The sequence below is a fragment of the Streptomyces sp. NPDC031670 genome (assembly GCF_055580545.1).
Window position 1 is genome coordinate 36,514 of sequence record NZ_JBVILC010000004.1, and the last position, 13,357, is coordinate 49,870.

Genomic DNA, 13,357 nt, shown 5'->3' on the forward strand with positions numbered 1-13,357 from the left:
CCGGGCCGTATCCGCCCTTGCCCACCCCACAGTCACTCGGGGCGGTCAAGAGCGGATACGGCCAGATTCACGGGAACCCCTTCGCCTCGACTCCTCAACTCTCGTATACGTCCTCACCTGTTGACGGCTGCCCCTCACCTTATTACTGTCCGCCTCGAATCTCCGATCCATCGACCAGTGTTCGATACTTCGACCAGTGGGAGCGCTCCCCCGACCCTGTCGTCCTCCAGGGCAGGCGACGGGAAACAAGAAACCGGACCGGTAGTCCTTGGCGGCACGGCGCCGACGGTCGCTGGACTCGGACCAACTCCATCCGCTGACCCCAAGGAGCCGCTCATGCCCCCCACCCCGCCGTCAGCCCGGCCCAGAAGCATCGCCGCCGCCCTGCTGACCGGCTGCCTCCTCGCCGGTGGCATCCTCGCCGCACCCGCCGCGTCGGCTTCCACGACCGCCACGACAGCCGTACGCGTCAACCAGGTCGGCTACTTGCCGGACGGCCCCAAGCGCGCCACCGTCGTCACCACCGCGACCCAGTCGCTCACCTGGCAGCTGCGCAACGCGTCCGGGACGGTGGTCGCCTCCGGCGCGACCGTTCCGCGCGGCGCGGACACCCCCTCCGGACAGTCCGTCCAGGTGGCCGACTTCTCCTCGTACCAAGGGACGGGCTCGGGATACGTCCTGACGGTGGACGGCAGCAGCAGCGTGCCCTTCGACGTCCGCGCCAACCTCTACGACGGGCTGCGCTCCGACTCGATGGCCTTCTTCTACCACCAGCGCAGCGGCGTCGCCATAGACGCCTCCCTGGTGGGCTCGGCGTACGCGCGCCCGGCCGGACACCTGGGCGTCGCACCCAACAAGGGCGACGTCTCCGTCCCCTGTCAGGCGGGGGTGTGCGACTACACCCAGGACGTCAGGGGCGGCTGGTACGACGCGGGCGACCAGGGCAAGTACGTGGTGAACGGCGGTATCTCCACCTGGCTGGTCGTCAATTCCTTCGAGCGGGCCAAGCGGGCGGGCCGGGACGCGGCGCTGGGTGACTCCACCCTGCGCGTCCCCGAGCGCGGCAACGGCGTGCCGGACGTCCTGGACGAGGCGCGCTGGGAGCTCGACTTCCTGATGAGGATGCAGGTGCCCGCGGGCAGGCCGTACGCGGGGATGGCGTTCCACAAGGTCCATGACGCGGCCTGGACCGGGATGCCGATGCGGCCCGACCAGGACCCCCAGCCCCGTGAGCTGCACCGGCCCTCCACGGCGGCGACGCTCAACCTGGCCGCGTCGGCCGCTCAGTGCGCCCGGGTCTTCCGGCCCTACGACGCCGCATTCGCCGACCGCTGCCTCTCGGCCGCCCGCCGCGCCTGGAGCGCGGCCCAGGCCAACCCCGCCCTGTTCGCTCCGGATTCCGACAGCACGGGCGGTGGCGCCTACGGCGATGCGCAGGTCGGCGACGAGTTCTACTGGGCGGCGGCCGAGCTGTACGCGACGACCGGGGAGAGCGCCTTCCGGGACGCGGTCACGTCGTCGTCCTGGCACACCTCGGCCAATGCCTTCTCCCCGTACGGCTTCGGCTGGGCGGACACGGCCGCGCTCGGCCGACTCACCCTGGCCACGGTGCCCAACGGACTGCCCGCCTCGGACCTGGCCCGGGTGCGTTCCTCGGTGACCGCGGCGGCCGACACCCATCTGTCCAGGATGGCCGCCCAGGGCTATGCGGTGCCGGCCCCGGCGGACGGGTACTTCTGGGGCTCGAACAGCGAGGTCGCCGACAACGCGATCATCCTGGCCGTCGCGGGTGAGCTGACGGGCGACGCGCGCTACCGTACCGGCGCGCTGGAGGCGATGGACTACCTCCTCGGCCGCAACGCCCTCGGCCAGTCCTATGTCTCCGGCTACGGTGAGACGTCCTCGCAGAACCAGCACCACCGCTTCTGGGCGCACCAGTTGGACGCCTCGCTGCCGCACCCTCCGGCGGGTTCGCTCGCGGGCGGTCCGGACAGCGCGCTCCAGGACCCGGTGGCACAGGCGAAACTGCCGGGCTGCGCACCGGCCGCCTGCTACATCGACGACATCGGCTCGTACTCCACCAACGAGGTGGCGGTCAACTGGAACGCCCCGCTGGCCTGGCTCGCCGCCTACGCCGCCGAGGGAACCTCGGCAGGTGAGCCGCCGACCGCGGCCTGCTCGGTGGCGTACAAGGTCGACAACGTGTGGAGCAACGGCTTCACGGCGACGCTCACCGTCAAGAACACGAGCGCGGCCCCCGTGGACGGCTGGCAGCTGACCTGGACGTATCCGGGCGGCCAGCGGGCCACGAGCGCCTGGAACGCCACCGTCACCCAGAACGGCACCACCGTGAGCGCCCGCAACGCCGACTGGAACCGGACGATCGCCCCCGGCGCGACGGCGAGCTTCGGAGTCCAGGGGACACACACCGGCACGAATCCCTCCCCCACCGGTTTCGCACTCAACGGCAGCGCCTGCACCTGATCTCCGGCCGACCGGGGATCAGGTGTCCTGAAAGGGGAGCCCCGTCGGCGGTCCGGCGGGGCTCCATCGGCGGTCCTGACCGTCGCGGAGGCCCGGCAGGGGGGCGCTGCTAGCCTCGGCCGCATGATCGAAAAGAGCGCCGGGCCACGGATATCCGGCCTGTCGACGTCCGGTCCGCAGCGTGCGCTCATCGTCGCCGCCTTCGTCAGCCGGGTCGGCAACGGGCTCTTCAACACCGCCGCGGTGCTCTACTTCACGCTGGTCGTGCACCTGCCCGCGGCGCGGGTCGGTGCCGGCCTCACGATCGCCGGGCTCGTGGGGCTGCTCGCCGGAATCCCGGCGGGGAACCTGGCCGACCGGTACGGGCCGCGCACGGTCTGGCTGACGGCCCTCGCGGTGCAGGCCGTGACGATGGCCGCCTTCGTCTTCATCCACGGATGGCTGACGTTCACGCTCATCGCCTCCCTGGACCGGCTGGCAGCGACGGCGAGCGGCGCGGCGGGCGGTGCGCTCATCGCCCGTGCGGGCGGTGAACGCCCCGCCGCCTTCAGGGCGAGGCTCCGCACGTTCGTCAACCTGGGCGTGGTCCTGGGCACCCTCGGTGCCGCCTTCGCCGTCTCGGCCGGCACGCGCGCGGCGTACACCGCGCTCATCCTCGCCAATGCCGCCAGCTTCGCCTGCGCCGGCCTGATCGCCCTGGCCGGTGTGCCCAACTACCGGCCGCTGCCCCGGCCGACGGAGCACCACCGCGGGGCCGTCCTGTCCGACCGGCCGTATGTGTCCTTCGTGGTGCTCTACGGGGCGATGGGACTGCAGTACCAGACCGTTTCGCTCCTGCTGCCGATCTGGCTCTCCGCCCACACCGACGCGCCCCGCTGGACGGTGGCGGCGGTCTACGCGGTCAACAGCGGGGTGTGCGTGCTGCTCCAGAGCAGGATCGGCTCCCGGGTGGAGACACCGCGCCAGGGTGGCCGGGCGTTCCGTCTCGCGGGTCTGTTCTTCTTGGTCAGCTGCCCCCTGATGGCTCTGACCGCGGACGTCCCGGCCTGGATCGCGCCGGGTCTCGCCGTCCTCGCGGTCTGTGTGCACAGTCTCGGGGAGGTATGGGAGTCCTCGGGCGGTTACGCGCTCGGCTTCGGTCTCGCCCCCGACCACGCCCAGGGCCAGTACCAGGGACTTTTCGGCATGGGCTTCGACGCGGGGCAGGCCCTGGCCCCGGTGGTCCTCACGACCGTGGTCCTCGGACTGGGCCACGGGGGCTGGCTGCTGCTCGGCGCGTTCTTCGCGGTCCTGGGGGCCGCGGGGCCGCCGGTGGCCGCGTGGGCGGAACGCACCCGCCGCCCACCCCACGACACGGCCTCTACGTCACCGGGCCGGCCCGCCGAGGACCCGCTTCCCGACACTGCCTGATGTTTCGTGGGCACCCGCCCCTACAGCCAGCCGTTGCGCCGGAAGGCCCGGTACAGCAGCCCCGCGCCCAGGGCCATCAGGGCGAGTGCGCACGGGTAGCCGTAGCGCCAGTCCAGTTCCGGCATGTGGGCGAAGTTCATACCGTAGATACCGGCGATCATGGTGGGTATGGCGAGGATGGCCGCCCACGCGCTGATGCGGCGCATGTCGTCGTTCTGCCAGGTGCCGACCTTCGCGAGATGAGCGTCCAGAACGGAGGCGAGCAGGTCGTCCAGTGCGCGCACTTCGGTGTCGGTACGGCTCAGATGGTCGACCACGTCACGGAAGTACGGCACGATCTGCCTCGGCCAGTCCTCCGCTTCCGTGGCGAACGGCCGCACCACCGGGACCAGCGGCTGGACCGCGTCGCGGAACTCCACCACCTCGCGCTTGAGTGAGTAGATCTGCTCCGTCAGATCGTCGCGGGAGGGTGAGAACACGCACCGCTCCAGCTCCGTCAGGTCCGTCCGTACTTGGGCGGCGGCCTCGGCGTAGGCGTCGACGATCACATCGGTCACCGCGTGCAGGACGCTGACCGGCCCGAGCTCCCGCATATGGGGCTGCTTCGCGAGCCTGCGCGCCGCCTCCGCGGTGGGGTCGTTCGCCCCGTGCCGTACGGTCAGCGCGAACGACGGTCCGATGAAGACCATTACTTCGCCGGTCTCCACGTCCGCAGTCCGCTCGACGAACCACAGCGTTTTCACCGCGACGGCCAGCACATCACCGTAACGCTCCTGTTTGGGACGCTGGTGGGCGTGGACCGCGTCCTCGACGGCCAGTGGATGCAGATTCAGATACCGGCCCAGCCGCTGCAACTCCTCCTCGCGGGGTTCGTCCATACGTATCCAGGCGAACTCCTCCGGCTTCAGCGCGGCCAGCCGGTCGAGGACGGTCTCACATCCCGTGTCCGCCTGCCGGCAGTCCATCTGCTCGCACTCGCCCGTCTGCTCCTGATAGATCACGCACTCCATGCCCCCTCGCATGCTTCCGCCGCCGGATTCCATGCCTCCCCGGAGGGAAAAGGTCTGCCGCGCCGGGCCGATGTGCGCACGGTCGTCACTGGACCTTCGTAACGGGCGGGCCCGGCCGGTCAGGTGGGGCGCGGCCCGGACCCGCCGCCGTCCGGCTCGTCCAGGAGCGCCACCCGGGCGGTGATGCGTTTGCCGACCGGCTCCCGGCGTGCCTCGAAGCCCTGGGCCACCGCCATGACGATCTCCAGCCCGTGCTGGCCCACCCGGCCGGCGTCGGCGGCCCGGGCCACCGGCAGCACCGGATCGCTGTCCCAGACCACCACCTCCACCACCGCGCCGGTGACCCGCAGATCGAGGAGGACCGGGCCGGGGGCGTACTTGCGGGCGTTGGTGACCAGTTCGCTGACCACGAGCTGCGTGAGGTCCATCGCGCGCGCCGAGACGGCTATGCCGTGCTCGCTCCGGAGCCGGGTGAGGAAGTCCGCCGCGAAGTGGCGGGCCTCGGCGATACAGGCGCCGTCGCCGTCCAGCGCCGCCGACACCTGCCAGGGCTCGGGATGCCGCACTATGGGACCCTCCCCATCGAGAGGGACCGACTCCACCCCCACCACGTCCGTCCCCCGTTCATATGCCCGCGCGTACCCCCGACCGCTCTTTGTACACCCGTGGTCCCCGGGCGGCACGGCTTCCCCGTCGGGGAGGCGCCGTAGGATCCAGGCCGAGAGGCAGCCGCCGGCCCGAGTCACCGAGCGTTGTGGAGGCAAGCGTGACCGACAAGAAGGAAACACCGGAGCCGGACGGCTTGGCGATCACTTCCGCGACCGTGGACGGCGTCGGGGTCGTCACCGTACGGGGAGAGATCGACTACCACACCGGCGTCCATCTCCGGCAAGCCCTCAGCCTCCCCGAGGACACGGCCGTCCCCCGGATGGTGGTGGATCTCAGCGGGGTGACGTTCATGGACTCCAGCGGCATCAACGTGCTCATCGCCGCACGCGCCGCGGTCTGCGAAGCGAACGGTTGGCTGCGTCTGGCAGGCGCCACCGGATCCGTGCTGCGTACGCTGCAACTCGTCGGACTCGACAAGATCATCGACTGTTACCCCGCCGTCCGCGAGGCCCTCGACGCCTGAGGTCGGCCGGATGGGGCGCCCATGACATGAGCGCGGTTTCAAGGGGTACCCGGCGCCCATGACGAAGCTCCATCTTCCAGGGCGGAAAGCGCGCCACGGCGGCGACGAGGCGCGAGAACACGACAGGGTCACGCCGGAGGAGGCCGGGCCCGGACCGGAGGTGGAGCGGCGCGAGCCGGACACGCCGACGAAACTGCCCAAACAGGCCTGGGGCGCCGTGCTCAAGGGGGCGCTGCGGGAGTTCAAGGACGATGAGCTGACCGACCGCGCCGCGGCTCTGACGTACTACGGAGTGCTGTCGCTGTTCCCGGCCCTGCTGGTCCTCGTGTCGCTGCTGGGCATCACCGGCAAGTCGGCGACCGACTCGGTGCTGGCGAACATCAAGAAGTTCGCCCCCGGCTCGGCCAGGGACATCATCACGCACGCCGTGGAGCAGTTGCAGAGCAACGCGGGCGTCGGCTCCTTGATGGCGGTGGTCGGCCTCGTGCTGGCGGTGTGGTCGGCCTCCGGCTACGTGGCCGCCTTCATCCGCGCGGCGAACGCCGTCTACGACATGCCCGAGGGCCGCCCGGTGTGGAAGATCCTTCCGATCCGGGTCGGGGTGACGATCATCCTGATGCTGCTGGCCGTCGCCAGTGCGCTGATCGTCGTTTTCACCGGCGGTCTGGCCCACCAGGCGGGCACCGCGCTGGGCTTCGGGGACTCCGCGCTGACGGCGTGGTCGATCGCCAAATGGCCCGTGCTCGTTCTCCTCGTCACCATCATGATCGCGATCCTCTACTGGGCGACCCCGAACGCGAAGGTGAGGGGGCTCAAGTGGATCACGCCGGGCAGTTTCCTCGCCCTGGTCATCTGGATGATCGCCTCCGCGGGCTTCGCGTTCTACGTCGCCAACTTCGCCAGCTACAACAAGACCTACGGCACCATGGCCGGCGTCATCGTCTTCCTTCTGTGGCTGTGGATCACCAACCTGGCCATCCTGCTCGGGCTGGAGTTCGACGCCGAGACCGCGCGCCAGCGGGCCATCGCCGGCGGCCTGCCGCCGGAAGAGGAGCCGTACACCGAGCCGCGCGACACCCGGACCTGGGACGAGGAGGACCGCCGCCGCATGGGCGACGGGTGACCCGCAACCGGAGAACTTGGGTGTACGCCGGTGACCTCGGGATATCTGTCGTTCATGAAGGATTTCGTAGGTTTGCGTGACGCTGAGCGATCGCTCACCAAGAAGACTGCTTCCGGCATTCCTCCCCGCGTCGGCATGGTGCTCTCGGCGGTGGAGGAGACCGCGGAGAGTACGAAGCTGTGGTGCGGCGCGGCCGTGGCGATGGCGTCACTGGGCGGATGGCGGGGCCGCAGAGCGGCGGTCGCCGGTCTGACCGCCCTGACGCTGGCCCAGCTCGTGTCGAACGGCCTGTGCAAGCAGCTGGCGGGGCGGCCCCGTCCTCCCAAGGACTGGTTCCCCCACGACGAGGTCGACGACCGCCCCGACTCCTCCTCGTTCCCGTCCGGCCACACCGCCGCCGCGGTGGCGTTCACCGCCGCGGTGCACCATCGGTGGCCGGCCGTGGGCGCGGCGTGTGCGGTGCCCGCCGCACTGGTGGCGGTCGAGCGGGTGCAGAGCGGCGCCCACTATCCCAGCGACGTGGCCGCCGGGGCCGTCGTCGGGCTGGCCAGCGCATGGGTGACCCGCCGCTCCCTGCGGGTGATCCTGCGGCGCTGGCTGTTCTAGCGGTTCGATGCCCCGGACGGCCCGTCGCCGTCTGCTTGGCCACCGCCGCCACAAGCCTTGGGGAGATACGAGTTCGGGTCCCGGAGGGGTACGACCGTGAGGTGGGGGCACACGGATTCCATGCAGCGACACGCGCGTCCCACGAGCACTCTGTTCGGTCCGGCCGTAACGGCCCGCTCATCGCCGTCCGGTTCGGCCGGTGCCAAGCACGCGCGCCCCAGTCGGCTCACCGCCCGGCTGCAGCGCCGGATCCTCGCCTACAGCGCGATCGATTTCCTGTCCACGCACATCCCGGGCGCCGCGGACTCCAGCGAGGAATGCCTGCTCCTGGTCCATGTCCGCCAGGTCGTCGGACAGGTCCGCTACCGGATCTGCTCCCCCTGCGCCCAGGGAGTCATCACCGCCGTCGCGATCAACGAGCCTTTCGACAACACCGGTCTGGACACCCGGGCGCTGTCACACCTGCGGGCACGCAACCCGGATATCGCGTGGCACAGCACATCGGGCTCGGGCATCACACGCGACCTCCTGCTCCGCATGCGCATCCCCGCCACCACCTCCCTGACACCCTGCCCCCACGCCCCGCCCGCTGCCTGAACCGACAGGGGGCGCCGGCTGCTCACCGTCCGTCCGTACCGGACCCGGATCAAGGGGGCTCCGAACTGCCGACTCCGAATGACGCGTTACTCGAACAGGGCCCCTGGCAACAGGGGCCCTGACGCGTTACGGCACTCCGTGCCCGGTTCAGAAACCGCTGTCAACATTGTTGACCCCTGGCCGACGATGGCTCAGATTACCTATCGGTAGTACCGGCGGTAATCCTTCTTTCTCTCGAAGCCCGGCCGCGTCCGACGCGGCCTCCCCCCACCCCGCACCGCTCCTGAGAAGAGTGAGCACATGCCCGAGCTCCCCTCTGTCATGGCCGCGTCAATTTCGATAGGTGTCCTGGTAGCCGGTTTGACCGGGACCACCGCACAGGCCACCGCACACACCACCGCCCGCGCCGCCTCCCCGCTGGACTACGTCGCCCTCGGTGACAGCTACAGCGCCGGCTCGGGTGTCCTGCCCGTCGATCCGAGCAATCTGCTGTGCCTGCGCTCCACGGTGAACTACCCGCACGTCCTCGCCTCCCGGACCGGCGCCCATCTCAAGGACGTGACCTGCGGCGCGGCCCAGACCAAGGACTTCACCGCGTCCCAGTACCCGGGCGTGGCACCCCAGTTGGACGCGCTGAGCGCCGACACCGATCTGGTGACCTTCACCATGGGCGGCAACGACAACAACACCTTCATCAACGCCGTGACGGCCTGCGGCACGGCGGGCATCCTCAGCGGCGGGAAGGGCAGCCCCTGCAAGGACAAGAACGGCACCTCCTTCCAGGACCAGATCGACGCGAACACCTACCCCGCGCTCAAGAAGGGGTTGCAGAACATCCGCGCCAAGTCACCGGGGGCCCGTGTGGCGGCTCTGGGCTACCCCTGGATCATGCCGGCCACCGCCGACCCGTCCTGCTTCGTGAAGCTCCCGATCGCCGCCGGGGACGTGCCGTATCTGCGGGACATCCAGCAGCATCTGAACGACGCCGTGAGGCGGGCGGCCCAGGAGACCGGAGCCACCTACGTGGACTTCTCCCAGGTGTCCGAGGGGCACGACGCCTGCAAGGCCGTCGGGACGCGCTGGATCGAGCCGTTGCTCTTCGGACAGAACGTGGTGCCCGTCCACCCCAACGCGCTGGGAGAACAGCGCATGGCCGAACGTACGTTGGGCGTCCTCCAACTGGGCTGATCCCAGGCCCACGTACGCGGAAAAACAAAGGCAAGGAGAAATACTTCTCCTTGCCACTATCAAGATATAGCGCACCGGGGGGCTTGCCGCAAGGCCCCGGGCAGGGCGCACAATCGTCGGCCGAGGCCACAACCTGCGGGATTGAGGGCACGACGTGCGTGTGTTGTTGTCGACGAGCGGGGGACGCGGTGACGTCGAACCAGGAGTGGGACCGGCAGGACGGTCCGTGAAAGGGCAGCCCGGACCGAGGGCTTGCCTGACACGGAATACGGCAGATTCGCAAGCGCCGGTGGTTGGATCGGCGCTTGCAGGGCGACGCGGCACGGCTGCCGGGAAGGTATCGCGATGAACGAGCAGTACGTATGGGATCTTCAGGCGGCTGATGAGACGCAGGGGGCGGTCGTCGGCGGCAAGGGAGCCCATCTGGGTGGCCTGTCGAGGATCGAGGGCGTCCGGGTGCCGGACGGCTTCTGTGTGACGACGGACGCCTTCCGCCGGATCGTGACGGAAGCGCCGTCGCTCACGGACCAGCTCGAACGGCTGTCCCACGTCGGCCCGGACGACCGGGAGACGACCCGGACGCTCAGCGCGGAGATCCGGCGGACCATCGAGGACGTCACCGTCCCGGCCGACATCGCGGCGCAGATCACCCGCGCGCTCGCCCGGTTCGGCGAGCAGGCCGCGTACGCCGTCCGATCCAGCGGTACGGCCGAGGACCTGCCGACCGCCTCCTTCGCCGGCCAGCAGGACACGTACCTGAACGTCATGGGACCGGCCGCGATCCTCGAGCACATCAGCCGGTGCTGGGCCTCGCTGTTCACCGAGCGGGCCGTCACCTACCGCCGGCGCAACGGCATCGACCACCGTAAGGTCCATATGGCGGTGGTGGTGCAGCGGATGGTTTTCCCGGACGCGGCCGGCATCCTGTTCACGGCCGACCCCGTCACGGGCAACCGGAAGGTCGCCACCGTCGACGCCGGCTTCGGCCTCGGTGAGGCCCTGGTCTCCGGTCTGGTGAACCCGGATGTCTTCAAGGTGCGAGGCGGCGAGGTCATCGCCAGGACGATCGCCGCCAAACAGCGGGCCGTGCACGCCCTGCCCGCCGGCGGTACGCGGGAAGTGACCGTCGACGCCGAGCGGCAGGCGCGGCCGTCCCTGACGGATGAGCAGGCCGTCCGCCTCGTACAGCTGGGACGGCGGATCGAGACGCACTTCGGTTGCCCGCAGGACATCGAGTGGTGCCTGGTCGACGACGACTTCCAGATCGTTCAGAGCCGCCCGATCACGACCCTGTTCCCGATCCCCGAGGCCGACGACCAGGACAATCACCTCTACGTCTCCGTCGGTCATCAGCAGATGATGACCGACCCCATGAAGCCCCTGGGGCTCTCGGTGTGGCAGCTGACGGCCATGGCGCCGATGCGGCAGGCCGGTGGCCGGCTGTTCGTCGACGTCGCCGCGCGCCTGGCCTCGCCCGCGAGCCGCACCGCCCTCCTGGACCTCATCGGCAGGGGCGATCCGCTGGTCCGGGACGCGCTGGAGACCGTACTCGACCGCGACGACTTCATCCCCTCACTCCCCGACACGGCTCCCGCCGGACCGCCTGCCGGACCGCCTCCCGGCGGCGCGCCCGCCCCGATCGAGACCGATCCGGCCCTGGTCACCGAACTGATCCAGCGCAACCGGGCGTCCGTCGACGCCCTGGGACGCGACATCCGCACCAGGACGGGACCGGCGCTGTTCGACTTCCTGCTGGAGGCCTTCGAGGAGCACAAGCGGATCCTCAGTGACCGGTTGAGCATGCAGGTGATCATGGCGGGGATGGAGGCCACCTGGTGGCTCAACGACAACCTGCGGGAGTGGCTGGGCGAGAAGAACGCGGCGGACACGCTCACGCTGTCCGCCCCGGGCAACATCACCTCGGAGATGGGGCTCGCCCTGCTGGACGTCGCTGATGTGATCCGCCCTCGGCCGGAGGTGGTGGCGTTCCTCCAGGGCGTCGAGGACGAGGACTTCCTCGACGAGCTGGCGAAGCTCCTGGGCGGAAGCGAGGCGCGCGACGCCATCGAGGACTACCTCGACCGGTACGGCATGCGCTGCGTCGGCGAGATCGACATCACGAGGCCGCGTTGGCGCGAGCGCCCCACCACGCTCGTTCCCGTCATCCTGGACCACGTACGCAACTCCGAGCCGGGCGCCGCCGCGCGCCGCTTCGAGCACGGACGGCAGAAGGCGCTGAAGAAGGAACAGGACGTGCTGTCGCGCCTGCGGGCCCTGCCGGACGGGGACCGCAAGGCCGGCGAGACCAAGCGGATGATCGACCGCGTCCGTACCTTCATCGGGTACCGCGAGTACCCCAAGTACGGCATCATCAGCCGCTACTTCCTCTACAAGCAGTCCCTGATGGCGGAAGCCGAGCGCCTCGTGCGGGCCGATGTGATCTCCGACCAGGAGGACGTCTTCTACCTCACGTTCCAGGAGTTCCACGACGCCGTACGCTCGAACCAGGTGGACGCCCAGGTCATCCGGCAGCGCAAGGAGGCGTTCGAGTCGTACCGCGCGCTGACGCCGCCGCGGGTCCTCACCTCGGACGGCGAGACCCTCAACGGGGCGTACCGGCGCGACGACGTACCGGACGGCGCCCTGGTCGGCCTGCCCGTCTCCGCCGGCACCGTCGAGGGACGGGCCCGCGTCATCCTCGACATGGCCCGGGCCGATCTCGAAGCGGGCGACATCCTGGTCACGGCCCACACGGACCCCAGTTGGTCGCCGCTGTTCGTCGGAATCACCGCTCTGGTGACGGAGGTCGGCGGTCTGATGACCCACGGCGCGGTCATCGCCCGGGAGTACGGATTGCCGGCCGTCGTGGGCGTGGAGGGGGCGACCCGACTGATCCGCGACGGGCAGCGGATCCGTGTGCACGGAACGGACGGGTACGTCGAGATCCTGTCGTGAGCGAGCGAGCCGGGGATACGGCGCTCCGGCCGAGGGCGCTCGATCGCTCCGGTCGGGGCTGCTCCGGTCCGGCCCGGCGCGGTGGTCAGGGCCGGGGTCGACTAATCTCCCCCCGGGGCGGCCGTTCGGCTGTCTCGACCGATGCGCAGTGAAGGACTTGTCGTGCGGCATGTGATACGCGGTGCGGTGGTGACCGCACTGGCGGCAGCGCTGCTGACGGGGTGCGCCGGGGAGAGGGAGTCCTCGGACGACCCGAAGGCGCGTTCCACAGGGCCCACGCAGACACCCTCCTCGATAGCGTCCGACGCCGCAGGCGCCCCAACAGTCAAGTCCCACGGCACTGTTGGGGCCGCCGGGTCGGCATGTCCGCTGCCCGTGGTCTTCGCCACCGCCGACCACTGGAAGGCGAAGCCGTTCAAGCTGGACGGAACGGCGCTGGACGCCCTTGCCAAGCAGGGCCCGTTCACCCTGGCCTGCGAGATCGACGCCAAGCCCGCCGGGAACATCGGTTTTCTGCGCGCCTGGACCAGCGACCTCAGGGGCGGTACCCCGCGTGCCGCCCTGAAGGCCTTCGTCGCCGCCGAGAAGAACGCGCGGACGGCGACGTACACCGACATCGAGGCGGGCTCGCTGCCCGCCGCCGAGGTGGTCTACGAGACCTACAGCGAGCTCCTCGACGAGTCCAAGCAGGAGCACGCGTTCGCCGTCGCGACCCCGAGCGGCGCGGTGGTCCTCCACCTGGGAGGTATGGACACCGACGAGCACAAGGACATGCTCCCGGCCTACGAACTGGCGAAGAGCAGCCTGCGGGTCAACTCCCGGTAGCCTCTCGCCCAGTCGCCGCAAGGTGTT

The 13,357-nt window shown here is 70.1% G+C and carries 11 protein-coding genes; 9 read left to right on the forward strand and 2 right to left on the reverse strand.

The window, feature by feature from the left end; genetic code table 11:
* Positions 1-336 precede the first annotated feature (336 nt).
* The gene (locus ACZ5ID_RS09660) at positions 337-2,484 is read left to right on the forward strand and encodes a glycoside hydrolase family 9 protein (protein ID WP_468895174.1); all 2,148 of its coding nucleotides are present in this window, start codon (positions 337-339) and stop codon (positions 2,482-2,484) included.
* 123 nt (positions 2,485-2,607) lie between these two features.
* Positions 2,608-3,894 carry an MFS transporter gene (locus tag ACZ5ID_RS09665; RefSeq protein WP_468895176.1) on the forward strand — a complete coding sequence of 429 codons (1,287 nt, stop codon included), beginning with the start codon at positions 2,608-2,610 and terminating at the stop codon, positions 3,892-3,894.
* A 20-nt stretch (positions 3,895-3,914) separates the two neighbouring features.
* On the opposite strand, the gene ACZ5ID_RS09670 is transcribed toward ACZ5ID_RS09665, so the two are convergent.
* Both ACZ5ID_RS09670 and ACZ5ID_RS09675 read right to left on the reverse strand, forming a co-directional pair.
* Complete coding sequence (locus ACZ5ID_RS09670; protein WP_468895177.1) at positions 3,915-4,904, reverse strand: magnesium and cobalt transport protein CorA; 990 nt, start codon at positions 4,902-4,904, stop codon at positions 3,915-3,917.
* Positions 4,905-5,023: 119 nt separating this feature from the next.
* Positions 5,024-5,470: an ATP-binding protein gene (locus tag ACZ5ID_RS09675; RefSeq protein ID WP_468895179.1), complete on the reverse strand. Its 447-nt coding sequence runs from the start codon at positions 5,468-5,470 to the stop codon at positions 5,024-5,026.
* A 200-nt stretch (positions 5,471-5,670) separates the two neighbouring features.
* On the opposite strand from ACZ5ID_RS09675, the gene ACZ5ID_RS09680 reads away from it, so the two are divergent.
* The 7 genes from ACZ5ID_RS09680 (at position 5,671) to ACZ5ID_RS09710 (ending at position 13,330) form a co-directional block, all read left to right on the forward strand.
* Positions 5,671-6,036 carry an STAS domain-containing protein gene (locus ACZ5ID_RS09680; RefSeq protein WP_468895181.1) on the forward strand — a complete coding sequence of 122 codons (366 nt, stop codon included), beginning with the start codon at positions 5,671-5,673 and terminating at the stop codon, positions 6,034-6,036.
* A gap of 58 nt (positions 6,037-6,094) precedes the next feature.
* Positions 6,095-7,159, forward strand: coding sequence for a YihY/virulence factor BrkB family protein (locus ACZ5ID_RS09685; protein ID WP_468895183.1), 1,065 nt, complete (start codon positions 6,095-6,097; stop codon positions 7,157-7,159).
* Positions 7,160-7,231: 72 nt separating this feature from the next.
* On the forward strand, positions 7,232-7,765 hold the full coding sequence (locus ACZ5ID_RS09690; RefSeq protein WP_468895185.1) for a phosphatase PAP2 family protein: 534 nt from the start codon (positions 7,232-7,234) through the stop codon (positions 7,763-7,765).
* Between the two features lie 120 nt (positions 7,766-7,885).
* Positions 7,886-8,362 (forward strand): hypothetical protein, encoded by a 477-nt coding sequence (locus ACZ5ID_RS09695; protein ID WP_468895187.1) that lies wholly within the window; start codon positions 7,886-7,888, stop codon positions 8,360-8,362.
* A 300-nt stretch (positions 8,363-8,662) separates the two neighbouring features.
* On the forward strand, positions 8,663-9,550 hold the full coding sequence (locus ACZ5ID_RS09700; protein WP_468895189.1) for an SGNH/GDSL hydrolase family protein: 888 nt from the start codon (positions 8,663-8,665) through the stop codon (positions 9,548-9,550).
* Positions 9,551-9,895: 345 nt separating this feature from the next.
* Positions 9,896-12,505: a rifamycin-inactivating phosphotransferase gene (gene rph, locus ACZ5ID_RS09705; RefSeq protein WP_468895190.1), complete on the forward strand. Its 2,610-nt coding sequence runs from the start codon at positions 9,896-9,898 to the stop codon at positions 12,503-12,505.
* Between the two features lie 162 nt (positions 12,506-12,667).
* Entirely contained in the window at positions 12,668-13,330 is a 663-nt protein-coding gene (locus ACZ5ID_RS09710) for a lipoprotein (RefSeq protein ID WP_468895192.1), read from the forward strand.
* Positions 13,331-13,357: the final 27 nt, after the last annotated feature.

Bases quoted from the DNA above. Each gene is read 5' to 3' on its own strand.
- ACZ5ID_RS09660 (WP_468895174.1), top strand. From the start codon at position 337: ATGCCCCCCACCCCGCCGTCAGCCCGGCCCAGAAGCATCGCCGCCGCC.
- ACZ5ID_RS09665 (WP_468895176.1), top strand. From the start codon at position 2,608: ATGATCGAAAAGAGCGCCGGGCCACGGATATCCGGCCTGTCGACGTCC.
- ACZ5ID_RS09670 (WP_468895177.1), bottom strand. From the start codon at position 4,904: ATGGAGTGCGTGATCTATCAGGAGCAGACGGGCGAGTGCGAGCAGATG.
- ACZ5ID_RS09685 (WP_468895183.1), top strand. From the start codon at position 6,095: ATGACGAAGCTCCATCTTCCAGGGCGGAAAGCGCGCCACGGCGGCGAC.
- ACZ5ID_RS09695 (WP_468895187.1), top strand. From the start codon at position 7,886: ATGCAGCGACACGCGCGTCCCACGAGCACTCTGTTCGGTCCGGCCGTA.
- ACZ5ID_RS09700 (WP_468895189.1), top strand. From the start codon at position 8,663: ATGCCCGAGCTCCCCTCTGTCATGGCCGCGTCAATTTCGATAGGTGTC.
- rph (WP_468895190.1), top strand. From the start codon at position 9,896: ATGAACGAGCAGTACGTATGGGATCTTCAGGCGGCTGATGAGACGCAG.